General features: G+C 75.5%; 20 protein-coding genes. 10 read left to right on the top strand and 10 right to left on the bottom strand.

All coding sequences use genetic code 11. The features are described from left to right. Window positions 1-80 precede the first annotated feature (80 nt). Both GWJ10_RS14720 and GWJ10_RS14715 read right to left on the bottom strand, forming a co-directional pair. On the bottom strand, window positions 81-671 hold the full coding sequence (locus GWJ10_RS14720; RefSeq protein ID WP_241005832.1) for an Rv3235 family protein: 591 nt from the start codon (window positions 669-671) through the stop codon (window positions 81-83). Window positions 672-699: 28 nt separating this feature from the next. Continuing rightward, the gene (locus GWJ10_RS14715; protein WP_163188274.1) at window positions 700-1,848 is read right to left on the bottom strand and encodes a LysM domain-containing protein; all 1,149 of its coding nucleotides are present in this window, start codon (window positions 1,846-1,848) and stop codon (window positions 700-702) included. A gap of 167 nt (window positions 1,849-2,015) precedes the next feature. Here GWJ10_RS14715 and GWJ10_RS14710 point away from each other — a divergent pair, with 167 nt between their 5' ends. After that, window positions 2,016-2,555: a hypothetical protein gene (locus GWJ10_RS14710; protein ID WP_043659709.1), complete on the top strand. Its 540-nt coding sequence runs from the start codon at window positions 2,016-2,018 to the stop codon at window positions 2,553-2,555. Window positions 2,556-2,647: 92 nt separating this feature from the next. On the opposite strand, the gene GWJ10_RS14705 is transcribed toward GWJ10_RS14710, so the two are convergent. Then, window positions 2,648-2,863, bottom strand: a complete 216-nt coding sequence (locus tag GWJ10_RS14705) for a helix-turn-helix domain-containing protein (RefSeq protein ID WP_061269161.1) — start codon at window positions 2,861-2,863, stop codon at window positions 2,648-2,650. A 125-nt stretch (window positions 2,864-2,988) separates the two neighbouring features. Between GWJ10_RS14705 and GWJ10_RS14700 the strand changes: the two genes are divergently transcribed. From GWJ10_RS14700 to GWJ10_RS14690, 3 genes are read left to right on the top strand one after another with little or no spacing between them, the layout of a single operon-like run. Further along, complete coding sequence (locus tag GWJ10_RS14700; protein ID WP_163188273.1) at window positions 2,989-3,690, top strand: hypothetical protein; 702 nt, start codon at window positions 2,989-2,991, stop codon at window positions 3,688-3,690. Continuing rightward, on the top strand, window positions 3,687-5,063 hold the full coding sequence (locus tag GWJ10_RS14695; RefSeq protein WP_163188271.1) for a hypothetical protein: 1,377 nt from the start codon (window positions 3,687-3,689) through the stop codon (window positions 5,061-5,063). The genes GWJ10_RS14700 and GWJ10_RS14695 overlap by 4 nt, the downstream gene beginning before the upstream one ends. A gap of 4 nt (window positions 5,064-5,067) precedes the next feature. Further along, window positions 5,068-5,598: a hypothetical protein gene (locus tag GWJ10_RS14690; protein ID WP_043655874.1), complete on the top strand. Its 531-nt coding sequence runs from the start codon at window positions 5,068-5,070 to the stop codon at window positions 5,596-5,598. Between the two features lie 57 nt (window positions 5,599-5,655). On the opposite strand, the gene hisN is transcribed toward GWJ10_RS14690, so the two are convergent. The 4 genes from hisN to GWJ10_RS14670 form a co-directional block, all read right to left on the bottom strand. Further along, window positions 5,656-6,450, bottom strand: coding sequence for a histidinol-phosphatase (gene hisN / locus GWJ10_RS14685; protein WP_137281202.1), 795 nt, complete (start codon window positions 6,448-6,450; stop codon window positions 5,656-5,658). Between the two features lie 58 nt (window positions 6,451-6,508). Beyond that, window positions 6,509-7,576, bottom strand: coding sequence for a ribosome small subunit-dependent GTPase A (gene rsgA / locus GWJ10_RS14680; RefSeq protein WP_034655119.1), 1,068 nt, complete (start codon window positions 7,574-7,576; stop codon window positions 6,509-6,511). Next, entirely contained in the window at window positions 7,576-8,925 is a 1,350-nt protein-coding gene (aroA, locus tag GWJ10_RS14675) for a 3-phosphoshikimate 1-carboxyvinyltransferase (protein ID WP_163188269.1), read from the bottom strand. The genes rsgA and aroA overlap by 1 nt, the downstream gene beginning before the upstream one ends. An 82-nt stretch (window positions 8,926-9,007) precedes the next feature. Further along, window positions 9,008-9,634, bottom strand: a complete 627-nt coding sequence (locus GWJ10_RS14670; RefSeq protein WP_074807584.1) for a DoxX family membrane protein — start codon at window positions 9,632-9,634, stop codon at window positions 9,008-9,010. A gap of 313 nt (window positions 9,635-9,947) precedes the next feature. Here GWJ10_RS14670 and GWJ10_RS14665 point away from each other — a divergent pair, with 313 nt between their 5' ends. From GWJ10_RS14665 to GWJ10_RS14645, 5 genes are all read left to right on the top strand, one after another. After that, window positions 9,948-10,679 (top strand): sigma-70 family RNA polymerase sigma factor, encoded by a 732-nt coding sequence (locus tag GWJ10_RS14665; protein ID WP_228088180.1) that lies wholly within the window; start codon window positions 9,948-9,950, stop codon window positions 10,677-10,679. Next, window positions 10,676-11,011 (top strand): mycothiol system anti-sigma-R factor, encoded by a 336-nt coding sequence (gene rsrA / locus GWJ10_RS14660; protein ID WP_241005831.1) that lies wholly within the window; start codon window positions 10,676-10,678, stop codon window positions 11,009-11,011. The genes GWJ10_RS14665 and rsrA overlap by 4 nt, the downstream gene beginning before the upstream one ends. Before the next feature lie 416 nt (window positions 11,012-11,427). After that, a complete protein-coding gene (locus GWJ10_RS14655) occupies window positions 11,428-12,357 on the top strand; it encodes a DUF4097 family beta strand repeat-containing protein (protein WP_144722704.1) in 930 nt (309 codons plus the stop codon). Then, a complete protein-coding gene (locus GWJ10_RS14650; protein WP_076405974.1) occupies window positions 12,357-12,956 on the top strand; it encodes a PadR family transcriptional regulator in 600 nt (199 codons plus the stop codon). The genes GWJ10_RS14655 and GWJ10_RS14650 overlap by 1 nt, the downstream gene beginning before the upstream one ends. Before the next feature lie 50 nt (window positions 12,957-13,006). Then, window positions 13,007-13,810 carry a hypothetical protein gene (locus GWJ10_RS14645; protein WP_061269170.1) on the top strand — a complete coding sequence of 268 codons (804 nt, stop codon included), beginning with the start codon at window positions 13,007-13,009 and terminating at the stop codon, window positions 13,808-13,810. A gap of 72 nt (window positions 13,811-13,882) precedes the next feature. Here GWJ10_RS14645 and GWJ10_RS14640 read toward each other — a convergent pair whose 3' ends face one another. After that, window positions 13,883-14,497, bottom strand: a complete 615-nt coding sequence (locus GWJ10_RS14640; protein WP_021483233.1) for a GDSL-type esterase/lipase family protein — start codon at window positions 14,495-14,497, stop codon at window positions 13,883-13,885. A gap of 97 nt (window positions 14,498-14,594) precedes the next feature. Then, window positions 14,595-15,509 (bottom strand): aldose 1-epimerase family protein, encoded by a 915-nt coding sequence (locus GWJ10_RS14635; RefSeq protein ID WP_082774797.1) that lies wholly within the window; start codon window positions 15,507-15,509, stop codon window positions 14,595-14,597. A 108-nt stretch (window positions 15,510-15,617) separates the two neighbouring features. Between GWJ10_RS14635 and GWJ10_RS14630 the strand changes: the two genes are divergently transcribed. After that, window positions 15,618-16,613, top strand: coding sequence for an aldo/keto reductase (locus GWJ10_RS14630; RefSeq protein WP_163188265.1), 996 nt, complete (start codon window positions 15,618-15,620; stop codon window positions 16,611-16,613). 102 nt (window positions 16,614-16,715) lie between these two features. Here GWJ10_RS14630 and GWJ10_RS14625 read toward each other — a convergent pair whose 3' ends face one another. After that, window positions 16,716-20,609 carry a multifunctional oxoglutarate decarboxylase/oxoglutarate dehydrogenase thiamine pyrophosphate-binding subunit/dihydrolipoyllysine-residue succinyltransferase subunit gene (locus tag GWJ10_RS14625; RefSeq protein WP_128957446.1) on the bottom strand — a complete coding sequence of 1,298 codons (3,894 nt, stop codon included), beginning with the start codon at window positions 20,607-20,609 and terminating at the stop codon, window positions 16,716-16,718. Window positions 20,610-20,699: the final 90 nt, after the last annotated feature.

The raw sequence follows: 20,699 nt of genomic DNA, 5'->3' as shown, positions 1-20,699 counted from the left end.
CGCCGGGGATGTCGGGTCCGGGAAGGGCGTCGTCGTGCCCGGTCCGGGAAGGGCGTCGTCGTGCCCGGACCGGGAAGGGCTCAGCCGATCTCGAGCGCGACCACGCGCCAGGCTCCGCGGCGCGCCTCCAGCCGCGCCGCGGCGGCGCGGACCCGGTCCCCGTCCTGGACGACGACCGTCCCCTCGGCGACGCCGTCGCCGATGCGCAGGACGCGCGCGCGGCGGACGGCGACCGGGCGGGCCGGGGTCTCGCCCGGCCCGTCGGCCACGAGCCGAGCGCGCCGGGCGAGCGCCTCGTAGATCTCCGGCGACACCCACCGCGCGAGCTGTCCCACCGTGCGCTCGCCCCGGACGACCTCGACCGCAGCCCGGACCACGGCGCAGCACAGCGCGGTCGGGTCCGGCAGGGGCACAGGCGTCGTCGGGCGCCCGAGGGGACGACCCCGGACGACGTGCTGCGGCACGCGGGCCGCCGTCGGGTCGGTCACGTCGACCGTGGCGACGGTCGGGTCGCCGAGGCAGCGGAGCAGCCGCGCCGGTGGGGCGGACGGGACGCTCGTCGAGCGGAGCGGGCGGACCGTGGGCCCGCTCGTAGGTGGGACCGTCGGTGCGGCCGCGGGCGTCACGGTGGTGACCGGGGCGTGCGCGCCGGCCAGCAGGGGAGCGGTCATGGTGGGGCTCCTTCGAGGTCGGCGGTGGTCAGGCGGACGGTGCGACGAGGACCTGGCCCGGCCGGACGAGGTCGGGGTCCGCGCCCACCACGTGGGCGTTCGCCGCGTACCAGCGCTCCACCGCCTCCGCGACCTGCGCGTCGGTGGACCCTGCGGGCAGGTGCCGGGCGGCGATCGACCACAGCGAGTCACCGCGCACGACGACCACCTCCGGCGCGGTCTCCGGGCCGGGCACATCGCGCGTCACGGCCAGCGCCGCGTCGCGCTGGCGGGCGGCGTCCGACGAGGTCCCCTCCGCGGCGACCGTCGGTCCCGCGGCGCCGGAGGCCTCTGCCCCCTGGCCGACGACGCCCGCCCCGGCGGCGTGCTTCCCTCCGGAGCCCGCGGCGTCTCCCGCACCAGCACTCTCGGTGCTGGTCGACGGCGGCGCGTCGGTCGCTGCGGAGGTGGCACCGTGCGAGCGGTGGGGGTCCTGCGACGTGCCGGCGTCCCCCGGCACCCCGGAGGGCGGCACCGAAGGCGCCGGCACGGACGATGCCGGCACCGAAGACGGCGGCACCGAGGTGACCGGCGCGGGTTGGCCCGGCGCGGCGTCCGCCCGGATGCTCGACGGACCGTCGGAACCCGCCATGGAGCCGTCCGCCGTGGCGGACGAGGCGCCGGGGGTCGTCCGGGACGTCGAAGCGGCGCTCTCCGACGCGCCGTTCCCCGACACCGTGCCCTCGTCCGCTGCGACGGCACCGCTGGGTCGCCACCCGAGATCGACGACGACGACGCCCGGGTCGTCTGCCGGGGCGGCCGCGTGCGCCGCCCCGCCGGCGACGAGCAGACCCGCGCCGACGGTGGCGCCGACGGCGGCGCGCGCCGCGTGCCGGACGACGGCCGGCGCCGCACGGCGCAGGAGTCGTTCTCCCGTCGTCCAGGACCGCCCGGCGGCACCGGCAGCCACGCAGGCCAGCGCGACGAGCGCGCTGAGCGCGACCCAGAGAGCGGCCAGCGCGCCCAGCGACACCGCGGCGAGCTCCACCCAGGGCTCGACGCGTTGCGTCGGGAGCGCGGCGACGAGGTGCAGCGCCCGGAGCGACAGGACGGTCGTCGCGCCGCCCAGGGCGAGGACGAGCGCGAGGAGGGCGAGCAGACCCCCGGCTCGTCGGGATGCAGCAGTACCCCGGTCCATCGTTGCCCCCTGCCTGCCGTCGCGCACTCGACGGCTTTTGATGTCGTTTGGTGTCGTTTGATGACGACACATCGATCTAAGCGCGCAGGATCGACGCCTGTCCAGGCCCGTCCCGTGATGTGGACGACGGAGGGTCGGGTGCGGTGGCACCCCGCTACGGTGTGCCGATGCGATGGGACGCCCTGTTCGACGACCTCGCGGCGCAGCTCGCCGCGGCGGAGTCGCAGGACCGCGTCGCCGCGGTCGCCGACCTGACCCGGGCGGAGCACGCGACGGTGCTCCTCACCGAGCGGCTGCGCGCCGCGCCGGGGCCCGTGACGCTCGAGCTCCGCGACGCGTCGGCGGTGACCGGCGAGGTGCGGGAGGTCGCGCAGGAGTGGGCGCTGGTCGTCGACGGCCGCCGGCAGCACCTCGTCCCGCTGGACGCCGTGGTCGCGGTGCGAGGTCTCGGGCGGCACGCCGACCCGCCGCGCTCGTCCCGGTCGGCGACGCTCGGCCTCGGGCACGTGCTGCGGGCGCTCCAGCGGGACCGGAGACCGGTCCAGGTGCGGACGACCGCCGGGTCCTGGTCCGGGTGGGTCGCCCGGGTGGGGAAGGACCATCTCGACCTCGAGCCGTCGCCCGGCAGCGCACACGGCGCGCGGGTGGTCCCCTGGTCGGCCCTCGTGTGCGTCAGCGAGGCGGAGACGGGGTACGTACCGAGGTGAGCGCGCGGCAGGGGGAGCCGAGGGAGCGGAGACGTCGTCGTGCTACGGCGTGGGGACGCGGTACAGGGCCGCGGAGGTGCGACGGCGTGCCGTCAGCCGTCGAAGTCGCCCGCCTCGATGCGCTGGCGCGTCTGCGCGTACATGCGCTGGATGTACGCCTCGAGCTCGCTCACCTCGACCCGCCACTGGCCGCGACCGCCCACCTGGATCGCGGGCAGCTCTCCCGACCGGACGAGCGCGTACGCCTGGGCCGCCGAGATGTTGAGCTCGTCCGTGACGTCGGCGAGGGTGAGGAACCGCTGGGGCATGGCGTCAGTCTGGCACGCCCACACCCCACCGCGGTGCTCGTCCACAGGCCCTGCCACGCGCCCCGCCGACCGGGGATCATGAAGCCGCGGCACGGGCGACGTGCCGACCACCGAGGGGGAGATGGATGACGACGACCGTGGAACGACCCGTCCCGGGGGCCGCGACGCCCCCGCCCGCCGCGCGGCTGCGGCGGCCGGGCTGGAAGGACCCGCGGCTGCTCGTGGGGGTCGTCGTGGTGGCGCTGTCCGTCGCGCTGGGGTCCTGGGCCGTGAGCAGCGCGAGCCGGACCGTCGCGGTGTACGCGGCCGGCACGCCGCTGACGCCCGGCACCACCGTCGGTGCGGCCGAGCTGCGTACGGTCGAGGTGCGGCTCGGCGCGCAGACCGACCGCTACCTGCTCGTCGAGGACGGGCTCCCGGACGAGGCGGTCGTCCTGCGGACGGTGGCCGCGGGCGAGCTCGTCCCCGCGACGGCGCTCGGTGCCGCCACCGACCTCGCGGTGCGGGCGGTCGCGGTGCCCGTGACGTCGGGCCTCTCGGAGCGGATCGTGGCCGGCGCCGACGTCGACCTCTGGCACGTCCCGGAGGCCGCCGCCGCACCGTCCCCGGACGCTGCGCAGGACGTCCCGGACGGGCCGGGCGCCGTGCCGGAGATGCTCGTCGGCGGCGTCACGGTCGCCCAGGTCGACGAGGGCGAGGGCACGCTCGTGGTCGGCGGGCCGACGACGGTGCACGTGCTCGTCGAGGTCGACGACCTCCCCGCCGTGCTCGCCGCCGTCGCGGGGGAGGGGACCCTCGCGCTGGTCCCGGTCGGCGGTGCGGGGTGAGCGGCGCGACCACGGTCACGACGGTCCTGTGCGCGGTCCGCGGGGCGCGCGAGGCGGAGGTCGTCACGGCGCTCGACGCGTCCGGGCTGCGGGTGACGCGGCGCTGCGCGGACGTCGTCGAGCTGCTCGCCGCGGCGGCCGCGGGGGCCGGGCGGGTCGCCGTCGTCTCGCACGACCTCCCGGCGCTGGACCGGCAGGCCGTGGCCGACCTGCACGCGCACGACGTCCGGGTCGTCGCGCTCGCCCCTGGGGGCACGTGGGAGGAGGACCGGCTGCGGGCCCACGGGGTGGACACCGTGGTGGACGTGGACCGGTCGCCGGGCACCCTGTGCGACGCCGTCCGGGCGGTCGTGCCGGCGCGCACCGCGCACTCGGGCCCGCCCGGAGCGCCCGCCCGCGTCCCGGCGCCCGTGCCGGCCGACGGCGAGGGCGACCGGCGCGACGGCCGGACCGTCGCCGTCTGGGGCCCGACCGGGGCGCCGGGCCGCACGACCGTCGCGACGAACCTCGCGGTCGAGCTCGCGGGCCCGGCGCTCGCGGGGAGGCCCCGGCGGCGCCGCGCCGCACGCCGCGCGCGCGAGGTCGACGCGGCTGCCACGGCCACCGTCGGGCCCCCGGCCGAGGTGCTGCTCGTCGACGCGGACACGTACGGCGGGACGGTCGCGCAGCGCCTCGGGCTCCTCGACGAGTCCCCGGGGCTCGCCGCCGCGGCCCGCAGCGCCGGTCAGGGCGTGCTCGACGCCGCGGGCCTCCGCGCGCTGGCCCCGGTGCTCGTGCCCCGCGTCCGGGTCCTCACGGGCCTCGCCCGGGCGGCGCGCTGGCCCGAGCTGCCGGGCCCGTCGCTGGACGCGGTGTGGCAGGTGGCGCGGTCGGTCGCGGACTGGACCGTCGTCGACTGCGGCTTCGGCATCGAGCAGGACGAGCTGCTCAGCTACGACACCCGCGCCCCGCAGCGCCACGACGCGACGCTCAGCGCGCTGGGCGCCGCGGACGTCGTCGTGGTCGTGGGCGGCGGAGACCCGGTCGGGCTGCAGCGCCTCGTCCGCGCGCTCGACGAGCTGCGAGACTCCGGGGCGGCGGTCGCCGCGGCCCGGGTCGTCGTCGCGAACCGGGTGCGGGCGAGCGTCGTCGGGCCACGGCCCGAGCGCGCGGTGCGCGACGCGATGGCGCGGTACGCCGGCGTCGAGGACCTGCACGTCGTGCCGGAGGACACCGCCGTCGACGTGGCCCTCCGGGAGGGAAGGATGCTCGGCGAGACCGCCCCGGCGAGCCCTGCCCGGCGCGCGCTGGCCCGGCTCGCGGAGGCAGTGCGGGAGGCCGCCCCGTCCGGGCGTGGTGCGGCGCCCGGCCCGGTGCTCGAGGCGGCACACTGAACCCATGCGCATCTATCTCCCCGCGACGCTCGACGAGCTCGACGCCGTCACCGTGACTGCCGACGCCGCCCGCTGGACCGTCGCCCCGCGCGGCGCCCACGCCGTGACCGCCGCGCTGACGCGTGCGCTGCCCGACGAGGACGAGGAGGGCCTCGAGTACGCGGCGGCGCTCGAGGCGGCGGACGACTCGCTCGCGCTCGTCGCATCACGCCCGGACGCGCCGCGGCAGCGGCTCGTCGTCACGCTCGAGGTCCCCGACGGCGCGGTCCAGGTCGTGGGGGCCGAGGACTCCGACGACGAGGACGCGCCCGCGCCGAGCGCCGTCGAGGTGCTGCGCACGGTGCCCGACGTCGCGATCGTGTGCGTGCACGTCGACGAGCCGGAGGCGGTCGCGGACGTCGAGGCCGTGCTCGCCGCAGCGGACGACGACGGTCCCGACGCGGACGCGGCGCTCGACGCGGCCATCGAGCGCGTGGGCGAGCGCGACCTGCTCTGGTACGACTGGTCCGAGCTCAAGGACGTGCCGCGCGGCTGAGGCCGGGGCGAACCCGGGCGGACCGAATCTGGGAGGCCGCCGGGGTGACGAGCCCCGTCAGCCCAGGCGGCCCAGCACCTCGTCGTGCAGCAGGCCGTTCGTCGCGACGGCGTTGCCGCCCCACGGGCCGTCGGCGCCGTCGAGCGACGTGAACCGCCCGCCCGCCTCGGTGACGATCGGCACGAGCGCGGCCATGTCGTAGAGCTCGAGCTCGGGCTCCGCGGCCGCGTCGACCGCGCCCTCGGCGACGAGCATGTACGACCAGAAGTCGCCGTAGCCGCGCGTGCGCCACGCGCCGCGCATGAGGTCGAGGAACGGCTCGAGCTTGCCACGCTCCTCCCAGCCGTCGAGCGACGCGTAGGCGAGCGACGCGTCGGACCACGACGAGACGCCCGAGACGTGCAGGCGCGACGCGGCGGCGAGCGACTTGCCCGTCCACGCGCCGGTGCCCTTCGCCGCCCACCAGCGCCGGCCGAGCGCGGGCGCGGACACCAGCCCGACGACGACCTCGTCGCCGTCGGCGAGCGCGATGAGCGTGGCCCACACGGGCACGCCGCGCACGAAGTTCTTCGTCCCGTCGATCGGGTCGACGATCCAGCGGCGGGCGCCGTGGCCCGTCTCGCCGTACTCCTCGCCCACGATCGCGTCGCGGCCACGGGCCCGGCCGAGCTGGCCGCGGATGATCTCCTCGGCGGTCCGGTCGGCGTCGCTCACGGGCGTCGAGTCGGGCTTGGACTCGACGTGCAGGTCGAGCGCCTTGAAGCGCGACAGGGTGTGGGCGTCGACCTGGTCGGCGATCACGTGGGCGAGGCGCAGGTCGTCGTCGTAGCCGCGCGTCGAGGGGGGCGTCATGGCTCACACCGTAGCGGTGCGCGCACGGGCCGGGGGAGGCGCCGCGCGGGGTGCGGGCTCAGGCGGCGCCGGTGCGCGAGGCGAGCACGCGCCGGAACGACTCGAGCCGCGCCGCGCGGGCGTCGCGGGTGGCGTCGTCGGGGGAGTCCGCCACCCAGTCGTCGAGCGCGCAGTCCGGGGCGTCGTCGAGGTGGGTGCACCCGCGCGGGCACGCGGCGGCGACGGCGTCGAGGTCCTCGAACGCGCGCAGCAGGTGGTCGACCTGCACGTGCGCGAGCCCGAACGACCGCACGCCCGGGGTGTCGATGACCCACCCGCCGCCCGGCAGGCGCAGCGCGACCGCCGACGTCGACGTGTGCCGGCCGCGCCCCGTGACGTCGTTGACGTGCCCCGTCGCGCGCCGGGCGTCGGGCACGAGCGCGTTGACGAGCGTCGACTTCCCCACGCCCGAGTGCCCGACGAACACCGACGTGCGCCCGGCCAGCGCCTCGCGGACGGCGTCGAGCGGCTCGATGGCCCAGCCGTCCGGCGCGAGGCCGTCGGGCGCGCGCCGCGTGACGACGACGGAGACGCCGAGCGGCTCGTACAGCGCGCGCAGCGGCGCCGGGTCGGCGAGGTCCGCCTTGGTGAGGCACAGCAGGACGTCCATGCCGGCGTCGTACGCGGCGACGACGCACCGGTCGATCATGCGCGTGCGCGGCTCGGGCTCGGCGAGGGCGGTGACGACGACGAGCTGGTCCGCGTTCGCGACGATGACGCGCTCGTAGGGGTCGGTGTCGTCGGCGGTGCGGCGCAGCACCGACGACCGCTCCTGGATGCGGACGATGCGCGCGAGCGAGCCGTCGTCCCCGGTGACGTCGCCGACGAGGTCGACGCGGTCCCCGCACACGATCCGCGTGCGCCCGAGCTCGCGCGCCTTCATGGCGAGGACGGTGCGCTCGTCCTCGGCGCCGACGACCGTCCCGTCGTCGGTCCCGCCCACGAGCAGCGTGTACCGGCCCCGGTCCACGCCCGTGACGAACCCGGTCACCGCGTCCGCGTGCTCGGGGCGCTGCTTGGTGCGCGGGCGGCTGCCGCGCTTGCCGGGGCGCGAGCGGAAGTCGGACTCGTCCGGGACGCGGGCCATCAGCGGGCCGCCGCTCCCGAGCCGCCGAGCATCCGCTCCCACATGCCCGCGAAGCCGGGGAGCGTCTTGGCCGTCGTCGCGACGTTCTCGACGCCGACGCCCGGCACGCGCAGCCCGATCACGGCCGCCGAGGTCGCCATGCGGTGGTCGTGGTAGGTGCGGAAGACGGCGCCGTGCAGGGGGCGCGGCGTGATGACGAGCCCGTCGCGCGTCTCCTCGGCCTGCCCGCCGAGGCGCGTGATCTCGGCTGCGAGCGCGGCCAGGCGGTCGGTCTCGTGCCCGCGCAGGTGCGCGATGCCGCGCAGGCGGCTGGGCCCGTCGGCGAGGGCCGCGAGGGCGGCGATCGTGGGGGCGAGCTCGCCGGCGGCGTGCAGGTCCACGTCGACGCCGCGCACCTCGCCCGTGCCCGTCACGGTGAGCACGTCGCCGTCGAGGGACGACGTGGCGCCCATGGTCTCGAGCAGCTCCGGGACCATGGCGCCGGGCTGCGTGGTCGCCGTCGGCCAGCCCGTGACGCGCACGGTGCCCCCGGCGACGAGCGCGGCCGCGAGGAACGGCGCGGCGTTCGACAGGTCGGGCTCGACCTGCACGTCGCGCGCCGCGATCGGCCCCGGCTCGACGCGCCAGATCGCCGGGCGCGAGTCGTCGACGACGACCCCGACCTCCCGCAGGACCTCCACCGTCATCTCGATGTGGGGCATGCTCGGCAGCGTGTGCCCGACGTGCCGGACCGTGAGGCCCTGGTCGTAGCGCGCCGCCGCGAGGAGCAGCCCGGAGACGAACTGGCTCGACGCCGACGCGTCGATGTCGACGGACCCGCCGCGGACCCGGCCGCGCCCGCGCACGGTGAACGGGAGCGTCGTGGGCAGGCCGGGGCCGTCGTCGCCCGCGACCGGGACGTCCAGCGCGCTGAGGGCCGCCACCACCGGGCCCATGGGCCGCACCCGTGCGCCCTCGTCGCCGTCGAACCGCACGGCGCCGTCCGCCAGCGCCGCGACCGGCGGGAGGAAGCGCATGACCGTCCCGGCGAGGCCGCAGTCGACGTCGACCGGTCCGCGCAGGGCGCCGGGCGTGACGTGCAGCTCGGTCGGCGACGCGCCCTCCTCGACCCCGACGCCCAGCGCGCGCAGCGCGGCGATCATGAGGTCGGCGTCGCGGCTGCGCAGCGCGCCCCGCAGCGTCCCGGGACCGTCGGCGAGCGCCGCGAGCACGAGCAGCCGGTTCGTCAGCGACTTCGACCCCGGGACCTCGACCGTCGCGTCGAGCGGCCCGCCCGCCGTGGGCGCGACCCAGGCGTCGGCCGGGGCGGGGGACGGTGCGTCGGTGGGCGCGGGGGGCTGCGTCGTCATGGCGTCCAGGCTAGTGGAGCGTCGCGGCCCGACGACGGCCGGTCCCGCCGGGCGGACGGGCGCGGCCGCGCGGGTCGGCGCGTCAGGCGACCTTGGCGCGGACGGCGGCCCCGGCGTCGTGCACGGCGCCCGCGGTGCTGCTCGCAGCGTGCTGCGCGGCGTCCTGGGCGGCCTTCGCGGCGCGGCGTGCCGAGCGCGACACGTCCTTCGCCGTGCTCTTCGCCCCCGCGACGACGGCCTCCTGCTTCGCCTGCTTGGCGAGCGCGAGGTCGTGCCGCGCCCGCTCGAGGCGCCACTGGACGCCCGGGCGGCCCTCGTAGTCGGCGCCCGCGATGAGCGCGGCCCCGATCGCGCCGACGTTCGCGACGAACTTCCGCGTCCGCTCGGTGCGCGTGGCCTCGCCGCCCGTGAACGGCTGGTTGACGACGGCCAGCGGGACCGTGAGCGCGGCGAGCGTGAGCGCGGCGGTCCGGGGCGCCTTGCCGACGGCGAGGCACAGGCCCGCGACCGCCGTCGCCGCGCCGTGGGCGCGGACGAGCGTCGTCACCTGCCGCTCGCTGAGCGGGGCCTCGATGCCGACGCGCTTCTCGACGAGCTCGACGCCCGCGCGCGCGGCCCGCACGTGCTCCGCCGGCTTGAGCGCGGCCTGGACCCCGTCGTAGACGAACCACGAGGCCAGCATGGGCCTCGCGAGGTGACGCAGCAGCATCGGTTCTCTCCTCATCGCTGGTGACTCGCCGGTGCCCTGGGCGGGCGTCCTCCGGTGGGTCCCAGCCTGCCGCGCCCCCCGGGACGGCGCCACCCGCGGCGGTGCCCGGGCCGGGAATGCCCGGGGGCGCTCGCGGGTTGCACCCCTCGTGACCGCCCTGCTCCAGACTCCCGCACCCGCCGCCCGGGTCGCGTCGCCGACCCCGGGGTCCCCGGCGCCGGACGCCGCGTTCGCCGCCGCGTGGTCGGTGCCGAGCCGTGCGCGGGACGCCACATCGAACACCCAGACGAACGGGGGACTAGGCTCGTTGTTGATGACAGAGCGAATCTCCGGCAGCGACGTCTCCGGCAGCCCTGCGACGACGTCGGGAACGACGCCGGACGCCGGTGCGCCCGCCGGCACGACGCCGCCCGCCGACGCGACGGACGCCGAGGACACGAACCGCGCCCCGGAGGCCGAGAGCGACGCCGCGCGTGCCGCCCGGTTCGAGCGGGACGCCCTGCAGTACCTCGACCAGCTCTACTCCGCCGCGCTGCGGATGACGCGCAACCCCTCGGACGCCGAGGACCTGGTGCAGGAGACGTTCGCGAAGGCGTTCGCGGCGTTCCACCAGTACCGCCCGGGCACGAACCTCAAGGCGTGGCTGTACCGGATCCTCACGAACACGTTCATCAACACGTACCGCAAGAAGCAGCGCGAGCCGCAGCAGGCGCAGACGGACGACGTCGAGGACTGGCAGATCGCGCGCGCGGCGTCGCACACGTCGCAGGGCCTGCGCTCGGCCGAGGCGGAGGCGCTCGACCGCCTGCCGGACTCGGACGTCAAGCGCGCGCTCCAGGAGCTCCCCGAGGACCGGCGCATGGTCGTGTACTACGCCGACGTCGAGGGCTTCCCGTACAAGGAGATCGCGGAGATCATGGGGACACCGATCGGCACGGTCATGTCCCGCCTGCACCGAGGCAGGCGCCAGCTGCGCGAGCTGCTGGCCGACTACGCCGCGAGGCGAGGACTGGTGGGCGCGAAGAGCCCCGGAGGTGAGTCGTGAGCACGTCAGAGACCCGTGAGCCCGGACGGGGTCCGGTCGAGGAGCCGGTGACCCCGATCCCGCACTCGACCGCGGGCGAGTCCGAGTGCGAGCACGCGCTCACGCACCTGTACGAGTACCTGGACTCCGAGATGACGCCCGACGACGAGCTGCGCATGCGCCAGCACGTCGCGCACTGCTCGCCGTGCCTGGCCGAGCTGAGCGTCGAGGAGCTCGTCAAGCAGCTCGTGCGCCGCTCGTGCCACGAGAAGGCGCCGGCGGGGCTGCGGGAGCGCATCCACACGCAGCTCACCGTGATGGTCTCGACGACGACGGTCGTCGAGACCCGCTGACCCGGGCCCCGGGGCCAGCCCGAGGGCCCGCGCGCACGAGAGAGGGCCCGGACCGACGACGTCGGTCCGGGCCCTCTTCCGTGCTCCCGCTCGCGGGGGCTGCGCCGTCTCAGGCGTTGGGGCGCTTGCCGTGGTTCGCGGCGTTGCCCTTGCGGCTGCGACGCTTGCGTCCGCGCTTGCTCATGGTGTTCTCCTGACGGTCGGGGAGTGCTGCCGGTCTCGGCGGTTCTCGACGGGTGTCGACGTGGAACGACCGGTCTCGGCGTGTCCAGTCCGTCTCCCATGGTCCCACACGCGACCCCTTGTCACGGTCGAGCACGCGATATATCGTGTCTGGCGGAACGAGATATATCGCGAGTGCCTGCCCGGCCGTCCTGGTCGACCCGGCGCGCGCGGCGACCAGGACGGAGCGCGGGATGACGCAGGAGCTCTGGACCCTCACCGGTCCGCAGGCCATCGACCTCGCGCTCGTGCGCCGGCTCGACGCGACGATGATCGGCGGGCGCATCGACGTCGTCGCGCACGAGGACCCGGCACGGACCGACGCGCGCGTCGAGGTGCACTCGGTGAGCGGGCGCGCGCTCGAGGTGCGGCTCGACGGGACGACGCTCCGGGTGGGCTACGGCCCGTTCGAGGCGGGCTGGAAGGGCTTCCTCGAGCGCTTCCGCACGTACACCGGCAAGGACGCCGCGGAGGTCCACGTCGCCGTCCCGGCGGGCGCGCAGGTCGAGGTCGCGACCGTGCAGGGCGAGGCGCTCGTCGCGGGAGCCTGCGAGGGCGTGCGGCTCGCGACCGTGTCCGGTGCCGTCATGACGAGCCGGACGCGCGGCCCGCTGCGCGTCGACACCGTCTCCGGCGAGGTCGCCGCGAGCGAGCACGACGGCCCGGTCCGGATGGAGTCCGTCTCCGGCGGCCTCACCGCGACGGGTGCCCTGCGCTCGCTGCGGCTCGACTCGGTCTCCGGCTCCGTGACCGTGGACACGCGCACGACGCCGGACGAGATCACGGTGAGCGCCGTCTCCGCCGACGTGCTCGTGCGCCTGCCCGACCCGGACGCGATGGACTACGCCGTGCGCTGCCTCAGCGGCCGGCTCGTCGTCGACGGGGAGGAGCAGCGCGGGTCCGCGCGCTCCTTCCACCGCGCGGCGCGGCTCGGCGCGGGCGCGCCCGTCCGCGTCTCGGCCGTCTCGGGCGACGTCACCGTGCTGCGGGGGACGGCCGGGACGTCGTCCGCCCCGGCCGACGCGCCCCCGGTGCAGGACGCGGCCCCGGACGCCCCGGCGTGGGGCAGCCCCGGTGCTCCCGCCGGGCGACCGGCTCCCGCGAGCGGCCCGGTGGACCGCTGATGGCCACCGTCTTCGCCCACGGCCAGCTCCGGCTCTACCTGCTCGCGCTCCTCGCGTCCGGGCCCAAGCACGGGTACGAGCTCATCACCGAGCTCTCCGAGCGGTTCGGGGGCACCTACCGCCCGAGCGCCGGGACGATCTACCCGCGCCTCGCGCGGCTCGAGGACGAGGGCCTGGTCCACCGCAGCGCCGACGGGCGCAAGACGACGTACGAGCTGACCCCCGCGGGGCGCGCCGAGATCGAGGCGCGGCGCGCGGACGTCGCGGCGCTCGAGCACGGCATCGCCGAGACGGTGCGCCAGCGCGCCGAGGCGCTGCGCGCCGACGTGCAGGGCTCGCTGCGGGGCCTGCGCGCCGAGCTCGCCGCCGCCGCCCAGACGGCGCGCGCCCGCCCGCGCGACGGCGAGCACGACACCCGGCGTCGCGAGTCGACCGCGCGCCGTGCCGAGGCGGAGGCCGTGCTGCAGCGCTTCCGCGACGAGCTCCGCGCGGACCTGCGCCGGGCGGACGCGACCGGCGGCGTGCCCGAGCTGACGGTCGACACGCTGCGCACCGTGCTCGACAGCGCGCGCCGCGCCGTGCGGTCCACCCTGCCCTGACGTCCCGAGACCACCGACCACGCACCAGAGAACCGAACGAGGAGAAGCGCATGAGCACCGAGTCCTGGGTCATCAACGCCCCCCGGAGCGTCGACGTCGCGGACGTCCGGCGCGTCGTCGTCCAGCTCACGGACGGGTCGGTCGACGTCGTCGCCGACCCCGGCCGCGAGAGCGGGGCGCACCTCGACGTGAGCGAGGTGTCCGAGCGCCCGCTGCAGGTGAGCGTGCACGACGGCGAGCTGCGCGTCGGGTACGACTTCGCCGGCATCGAGGGCCTCGTCGACCGCGCGAAGGGCCTGCGCGACAAGGACCGCGCCGTCGTGCGGGTCACCGTGCCCGCGAGCGTCCCGCTCAAGGTGACGACCGCGCGTGCCGCGGCGACCGTCGTCGGGACGCGGGCGGACGTGTCCGTCACGACCGGGACCGGCGCCGTCCGCGTCCAGGGCGTCTCGGGCACGGCGTCGGTCCGCACGGCCACCGGCTCCGTCGACGTCGGCGAGCACGTCGGCGACGTCCACGTGACCACCGCGTCCGGCACCGTCACGCTCGGCGGCACGCTCGGGCGCGTGTCGGTCAGCACCGTCACGAGCGGCGTCGAGGTCGTCGCGCGCGAGAGCACCCCGCTCGTCGACGCGCGCACGGTCTCGGGCGACGTGGCCGTGCGCCTCGGCGCCGGCTCGGCCGTGAACCTCAAGGCCCGCAGCGTCACCGGCAAGGCCGTGCTCGACGGCGTGCGGCTCGACTCCAGCGCGCAGCGCACCACGTCCGTCGACCACGTCGACCAGCACGGCGCGGGCGGCGCCTACGTGTCGGCGAGCACCGTCTCGGGCGACCTCACGGTCTCGCGCGGCTGAGCGGTACCGCCCCGACGCCGAGGGGGAGGCGTGGTCCGCGACCACGCCTCCCCCTCGTGCATCCCCGCGGCCTCAGACGGTGTCGTCGGGCAGCCCGAGCCACGCGTGCCAGCCGGTGTGCAGCACGAGCCACGCCATGAGCCCGTAGCCCGCCTGGCCGGGGAAGCCGTTCCCGCTCTGCGCGAGGTCGGCGAGCCACTGCTCGTGCGTGACGAGCGGGCTGAACGTGTCGACGTAGGGGACGCGGCGCCGGTTCGCGACGTCCGAGAACGCGTGGGACAGCTCCGCGAGGCGCTCCGCGTCCTGCGCGTGGCCCGGCGGCGGCCCGACGACGAACGTGGGCAGGCGGTGGGACTCCGCGACGTCGAGCACGTTCGCGAGGTTGAGGCGCGAGCGCGCGACCGACAGCCCCGCGTCGAGGTCGTGGCGGCCGAGGCCGATGACGAGGCGGTTGTCGACGTCCGGCTCGGGGGAGAACCGGCGCGCGGTCTCCGCCTCCCAGCGCTGGCTGAGGGCCGTCGTCGTCTCGCCGGGGATGGCGAGCGGGAACACGTACGCCGGCTGGGGGAAGCGCGTGCGCGCGACGACGCGCCCCGCCCACCCCAGGGCCTTCGCGTCGCCGACGCCGGCGCTCAGCTCGTCGCCGACGACGCAGATCCGTACCTCACGACTCACCGCGTCTTCCACGAGCGCCATTCTCCCCGACGCGGGCCGCGCGGGTCGATCCGAGCCGGTGCGGACGGCGTGTCGACCCGCGCGGGGGTCGCCGCGGCGCCCGGACGCGTCAGGCCAGGGTCGCTCCCCAGGTGACCTCGTGGGACGCGCCGGGCTCGAGCCGGACGAGGCGCTCGCCCGTGCGGAACGCGTCCGCGACGCAGCTCATCGGCTCGGCGGCGACGCCGGTGCGGCGGAACGCGACGTCGCCGACGTGGTCGCCCGTGCAGACCTGCCACGTGTCCATCGAGCCGTCCATCCACACGGCGGCCGTGCGGCCGTCGGGCGCGGTGAGGCGGATCCAGGACAGCCCGTCCTCGTCGCGCAGCACGTCCACGTACGCGTCGTCGAGGTCGACGCCCGCGAGCAGGCGCGGCTCGCGCAGGTCGAAGGTGCCGGTGGCGGGCTCGGTGCCGGTCGGCAGGAGCCGCTCGTCGGTCGTGACGCGGGTCGCCGCGTCCAGGCGCAGCGTGCACGCGTCGAGGTCCGCGCCGTCGGCCGAGAGCCACGGGTGGAAGCCGACGCCGTACGGGGCGGTCGCCGTGCCGACGTTCGTCGTGCGGACGTGGACGCGCAGCCCCGCGTCGTCGAGCGAGTACGTCACGCGCGCGACGAGGTCGAACGGGTAGCCGGGGGACGGCGGCAGGTGCAGCTCGAGCGTCGCGCGCGCGGCCTCGTGCTCGACGACCGTCCAGCGCTGCCAGCACGCGAGGCCGTGCAGCGCGGTCCCGCGGTCCGGTTCCGAGATCGGGACCTGGTACGTCGTGCCGTCGACCGTGTACTGCCCGTCGCGCAGCCGGTTGGGCCAGGGGAGCAGGACGGCGCCGTTGAACGCGGGCGACACCTCGTCCTCGCCGAAGGGCGTGAAGACCGGCCGGCCCCCCACCGCGTACTCGCGGACGGCCGCTCCGACCTCGGTGATCGTCGCTGCGTGGTCGCCGTGGGCGATGCGGACCTGGGCTCCTGAGGGGGCATGGGTGTTCACGCTCACATACGGTACTCGGCGTGCGCGGGTGCGCGATGCGCCCACGCCCGTCAGACTCGGTGCCCGGGTGTGTCTTCCGGCGCACCCGACGCAGCACGAGGAGGAACGATGGAACGACAGGTGCTCGGGCGGACGGGACGGCTCGTCTCGGTCGTCGGACTGGGAACCTGGCAGCTCGGCGCCGACTGGGGCGACGTGAGCGAGGACGACGCGCGCGCCGTCCTCGACGCCTCCGCGCAGGCCGGCGTGACGTTCTTCGACACCGCGGACGTCTACGGCGACGGGCGCAGCGAGCAGATCATCGGCTCCTACCTCGCCGACAACCCCGGCCACGGGATCACGGTCGCCACGAAGATGGGCCGCCGGGAGCCGCAGGACGCCGACAACTACACGCTCGAGAAGTTCCGCGAGTGGGTCGACCGCTCGCGCCGCAACCTGCGGACCGACCGGCTCGACCTCGTGCAGCTCCACTGCCCGCCGACCGCCGTCTACTCGCGCGACGAGGTCTACGACGGTCTCGACACGCTCGTCGCCGAGGGCGCGATCGCGAGCTACGGCGTGAGCGTCGAGACCGTGGACGAGGCCCTCACGGCCATCGCGCGCCCCCACGTCGCCACGGTGCAGATCATCCTCAACGCGTTCCGGCTCAAGCCGCTCGACGCGGTGCTGCCCGCGGCGTCCGACGCCGGCGTCGGCGTCATCGCGCGCGTCCCGCTCGCGTCCGGGCTGCTGTCCGGGAAGTACACGAAGGACACGACGTTCGCCGCGGACGACCACCGCACGTACAACCGCGACGGCAGCGCGTTCGACGTCGGCGAGACGTTCTCCGGCGTCGACTTCGAGACCGGGGTCCAGGCGGCGGCCGAGTTCACCACGCTCGTGCACGACGTCGTCGGGCAGGACCTCACCCCGGCCCAGGTGGCCATCGCGTGGGTCTGGCAGCAGCCGGGCGTGTCGACCGTCATCCCCGGCGCGCGCAACGTCGAGCAGGCGCGGTCGAACGCCGCCGCGGGCGACGCGGACGTCCTCGGCCCGCTCTTCACCTCGGGCGTGCGCGAGATCTACGACCGCTACCTGCGCGAGAAGATCCACGACCGCTGGTAGGTCGGCACGACCGACCCCCGGTGCGACGGCGACGGCGCACCGACGACGAAGGCCCCCTCCGCGCGGAGGGGGCCTTCGTCGTGCGCGGGTCGTGCGGGCCGGTCAGCGGGCGAACGCCTGCTCCAGCAGCACGGCCTGCTGCGCCTGGTGCTTCTTCGCCGTGCCGGCGGCCGTGGAGGCCGACGCCGGTCGGGAGACGACGCTCACGCGCGGCAGGTCCTCCGGCAGGTTGATGTGCACGAACGACCAGGCACCCTGGTTCTCGGGCTCGTCCTGGACCCACACGACCTCGGCGCCCGGGTACTTGGCGAGCTCGGCCCGGATGCCGTCGACGTCGAGCGGGTAGAGCTGCTCGAGGCGGACGAGCGCCACGCCCTCGTCGCCGCGCTTGGTGCGCTCGGCGAGGAGGTCGTAGTACACGCGGCCCGTGCAGAGGAGCACGCGGTCGACCTTCGCCGGGTCGGCCGTCGCGTCCGCGATGACGGGCTGGAACGTGCCGGTCGTGAAGTCCTCGACGCTCGACGCGGCGGCCTTGAGGCGCAGGAGCTGCTTCGGCGTGAACACGATGAGCGGCCGCCGCGGGCGGGCGTACGCCTGCCGGCGCAGCAGGTGGAAGTACGACGCGGGCGTCGACGGCTGCGCGATCGTCATGTTGTCCTCGGCGGCGAGCTGGAGGAAGCGCTCGATGCGCGCGGACGAGTGGTCCGGCCCCTGGCCCTCGTAGCCGTGGGGGAGGAGCATGACGACCGAGGAGTACTGGCCCCACTTCTGCTCGGCGGACGAGATGAACTCGTCGATCACCGTCTGGGCGCCGTTGACGAAGTCGCCGAACTGCGCCTCCCACAGCACGAGCGCGTCGGGGCGCTCGACCGAGTAGCCGTACTCGAACCCGAGCGCGGCGTACTCCGAGAGCGACGAGTCGTAGACCCAGAACTTCGCCTGGTCCGCCGACAGGTACAGCAGCGGCGTCCACTCGGCGCCCGTCTCGCGGTCGTGCAGGACGGCGTGACGCTGCACGAACGTGCCGCGGCGCGAGTCCTGGCCGGCGAGGCGCACCGGGGTTCCCTCGACGAGGAGCGAGCCGAACGCGGCGAGCTCGCCGAAGCCCCAGTCGATGTTGCCCTCGACGGACATCTGCCGGCGCTTCTCGAGGAGCTGCGCGAGCTTCGGGTGGACGGTGAAGCCCTCCGGCGGCGCGACGTGCACCTGGCCGACGCGCTCGAGGACCGAGCGGTCGATCGCCGTCTTCCAGCCGACCATCGTGCCGGCGTCCTCGAGCTGGGACTCCGGGCGCTCGAGACCGGCGACCGGCTCGCGGTCCGCGGCGGGCGTGAAGCCGCCCTCCTTGGTCTCGGTGAAGACGCGCTCGAGCTGGGCCTGGTAGTCCTGGAGGACGTGCTCGGCCTCCTCGAGCGTGATGTCCCCGCGCGCGACGAGGTTCTCGGTGTACAGCTTGCGCACCGAGCGCTTCGCCTCGATGAGGTTGTACATGAGCGGCTGCGTCATCGAGGGGTCGTCGCCCTCGTTGTGACCGCGGCGGCGGTAGCAGATCATGTCGATGATCACGTCGCGGTCGAACTGCTCGCGGAACGCGAAGGCGAGCTCGGCGACGCGCACGCACGCCTCGGGGTCGTCGCCGTTCACGTGGAAGATCGGGACCTGGTAGCCCTTGGCGACGTCGGTCGCGTACGTCGTCGAGCGCGACGACGACGGGCCCGTGGTGAAGCCGACCTGGTTGTTGATGATGACGTGCACGGTGCCGCCGGTGCGGTACCCGCGCAGCTGGGCGAGGTTGAGCACCTCGGGCACGACGCCCTGGCCCGCGAAGGCCGCGTCGCCGTGGATGAGGATCGGCAGCACGGAGAAGCCGTCGCCGCCCAGGTCGATGCGGTCCTGCTTGGCGCGCACGATGCCCTCGAGGACCGGGTCGACCGCCTCGAGGTGCGAGGGGTTCGCCGCGAGGTAGACCTTCGTCGTCGCGCCGGTCTCGGCGGTGAAGACGCCCTCGGTGCCGAGGTGGTACTTCACGTCGCCCGAGCCCTGGACGCTCTTCGGGTCGAGGTTGCCCTCGAACTCCGCGAAGATCTGCGCGTAGCTCTTGCCCGCGATGTTGGCGAGCACGTTGAGCCGCCCGCGGTGCGCCATGCCGATGCCGACCTCGTCGAGGCCGTTCTCCGCGGCCTTCGACAGGATCGCGTCGAGCAGCGGGATGAGCGCCTCGCCGCCCTCGAGCGAGAAGCGCTTCTGCCCGACGAACTTCGTCTGCAGGAACGTCTCGAACGCCTCGGCGGAGTTGAGGCGGCGCAGGATGCGGAGCTGGTCCTCGCGCGGCGTGCGCGCGTACCCGGACTCGAGGCGCTCCTGGAGCCACTTGCGCTGCGTGCGGTCGGCGAGGTGCATGTACTCCACACCGACGGTGCGGCAGTAGGAGTCGCGCAGCAGGCCGAGGATGTCGCGCAGCGTCGACTTGGTGCGGCCGCCGAACCCGCCCGTGGGGAACGTGCGGTCGAGGTCCCACAGCGTCATGCCGTGGTTCTGGATGTCGAGGTCGCCGTGCTTGCGCTGGCGGTACGCGAGCGGGTCGGTGTCGGCCATGAGGTGGCCGCGCGAGCGGTAGGAGTGCACCAGCTCGGCGATCTTGGCGGGCTTGGCCGCCTCGATCTCGGCGTCCGTCGTGTTGTCGCGGACCCAGCGCACCGGCTCGTAGGGGATGCGCAGCGCGGCGAAGACGCGGTCGTAGAAGCCGTCCTCGCCGAGGAGCTTCTGCGACAGGATGCGCAGGAACTCGCCCGACTGCGCCCCCTGGATGATGCGGTGGTCGTAGGTCGACGTGATCGTCAGGACCTTCGAGATGCCCAGGCGGGCGAGCCGCTCGGTCGAGGCGCCCGCGAACTCCGCGGGGTAGTCCATCGCGCCGACGCCGATGATCGTGCCCTGGCCCTGCATGAGGCGGGGCACCGAGTGCACGGTGCCGATGCCGCCCGGGTTGGTGAGCGAGATCGTGGTGCCCGCGAAGTCGTCGACGCCGAGCTTGCCGCCGCGCGCACGGCGCACGAGGTCCTCGTAGGCTGCCCAGAACTGGGCGAAGTCCATCGTCTCGGCCTTCTTGATGCTCGGGACGAGGAGCTGGCGCGAGCCGTCCGGCTTCGCCAGGTCGATCGCGAGCCCGAAGTTCACGTGCGCGGGCTGGTTGACCGCGGGCTTGCCCTCGATCTGCGTGTAGCTCGCGTTCATCACCGGCATGTCGGCCAGCGCCTCGACGAGCGCGAACCCGATGAGGTGCGTGAACGAGATTTTGCCGCCGCGACCGCGCGCGAGGTGGTTGTTGATGACGATGCGGTTGTCGACCATGAGCTTGGCCGGCACCGCGCGCACCGACGTCGCCGTCGGCACCTGGATGCTGGCCTCCATGTTCGTCACGACGCGCGCGGCCGGGCCGCGGAGCTTCTGCACGTCGTCCGTGGCCTGGTCCTCGGGCGCGGGGGCGCCGGCGACCTTGCGCGCGGGCACCTGGGCGTACGGCGCCGTCGCGGGCTGGGCGGTCGCGACGGGGCGCGACGCGTGCACGGCCTCGACCGCGGCGTTGACCGCCGGGTCGGCCGGGAGCTTCGGCGGCTTGACGCGCTGCGCGGCCTCGGCGGCGGCCGAGCCGTCCGTCACGGCGGTCGGCGCTGCAGGTGCCGGCGCGGCGGGTGCTGCCGGAGCGGGCGAGCCGTTCACCGGCGCCGCGGCCGGGCGGGACCCGTTCGCGGGTGCCGCGGCCGGGACGGACCCGTTCGCGGGCGCCGCCGGGGCGTCGCTCGTGGTGTCGGCGTCCGAGCGCTCCGCAGGGCGGTAGTCCTCGAAGAAGTCCCACCACGCGGGGTCTACCGCGTTCTTGTCCTGGAGGTACTGCTCGTACAGCTCGTCGACGAGCCACTCGTTCGCTCCGAACACGGAGCTTGCGTCGCTGATCGCCTCTGACTCAGCCTTCGGGGACACGCGAGGATCGCCCACTTTCACACACAGGTCGCTGTCGGTCACAGCCCGCGACCGTGGTACGACGGCGCACCGCTGCTGCGGCGCCCCCGACGTCGGCACGGGCTC

Source organism: Cellulosimicrobium sp. SL-1 (assembly GCF_011033075.1).
Classification (GTDB): domain Bacteria; phylum Actinomycetota; class Actinomycetes; order Actinomycetales; family Cellulomonadaceae; genus Cellulosimicrobium; species Cellulosimicrobium funkei.
Note: the sequence above shows the minus strand (reverse complement) of the source record. Positions and strands in the feature narration are given on the sequence as shown.

What these genes read in the sequence shown, in the direction of transcription:
- GWJ10_RS14710 (WP_043659709.1), top strand. Translation starts at nt 2,016, where the DNA reads ATGCGATGGGACGCCCTGTTCGACGACCTCGCGGCGCAGCTCGCCGCG.
- aroA (WP_163188269.1), bottom strand. Translation starts at nt 8,925, where the DNA reads ATGACGACGCAGCCCCCCGCGCCCACCGACGCACCGTCCCCCGCCCCG.
- GWJ10_RS14645 (WP_061269170.1), top strand. Translation starts at nt 13,007, where the DNA reads ATGAGCACCGAGTCCTGGGTCATCAACGCCCCCCGGAGCGTCGACGTC.
- hisN (WP_137281202.1), bottom strand. Translation starts at nt 6,450, where the DNA reads ATGACGCCCCCCTCGACGCGCGGCTACGACGACGACCTGCGCCTCGCC.
- GWJ10_RS14715 (WP_163188274.1), bottom strand. Translation starts at nt 1,848, where the DNA reads ATGGACCGGGGTACTGCTGCATCCCGACGAGCCGGGGGTCTGCTCGCC.
- GWJ10_RS14700 (WP_163188273.1), top strand. Translation starts at nt 2,989, where the DNA reads ATGACGACGACCGTGGAACGACCCGTCCCGGGGGCCGCGACGCCCCCG.
- GWJ10_RS14630 (WP_163188265.1), top strand. Translation starts at nt 15,618, where the DNA reads ATGGAACGACAGGTGCTCGGGCGGACGGGACGGCTCGTCTCGGTCGTC.
- GWJ10_RS14650 (WP_076405974.1), top strand. Translation starts at nt 12,357, where the DNA reads ATGGCCACCGTCTTCGCCCACGGCCAGCTCCGGCTCTACCTGCTCGCG.
- GWJ10_RS14665 (WP_228088180.1), top strand. Translation starts at nt 9,948, where the DNA reads ATGACAGAGCGAATCTCCGGCAGCGACGTCTCCGGCAGCCCTGCGACG.
- GWJ10_RS14705 (WP_061269161.1), bottom strand. Translation starts at nt 2,863, where the DNA reads ATGCCCCAGCGGTTCCTCACCCTCGCCGACGTCACGGACGAGCTCAAC.
- GWJ10_RS14690 (WP_043655874.1), top strand. Translation starts at nt 5,068, where the DNA reads ATGCGCATCTATCTCCCCGCGACGCTCGACGAGCTCGACGCCGTCACC.
- rsgA (WP_034655119.1), bottom strand. Translation starts at nt 7,576, where the DNA reads ATGGCCCGCGTCCCGGACGAGTCCGACTTCCGCTCGCGCCCCGGCAAG.
- GWJ10_RS14720 (WP_241005832.1), bottom strand. Translation starts at nt 671, where the DNA reads ATGACCGCTCCCCTGCTGGCCGGCGCGCACGCCCCGGTCACCACCGTG.
- GWJ10_RS14670 (WP_074807584.1), bottom strand. Translation starts at nt 9,634, where the DNA reads ATGCTGCTGCGTCACCTCGCGAGGCCCATGCTGGCCTCGTGGTTCGTC.
- GWJ10_RS14655 (WP_144722704.1), top strand. Translation starts at nt 11,428, where the DNA reads ATGACGCAGGAGCTCTGGACCCTCACCGGTCCGCAGGCCATCGACCTC.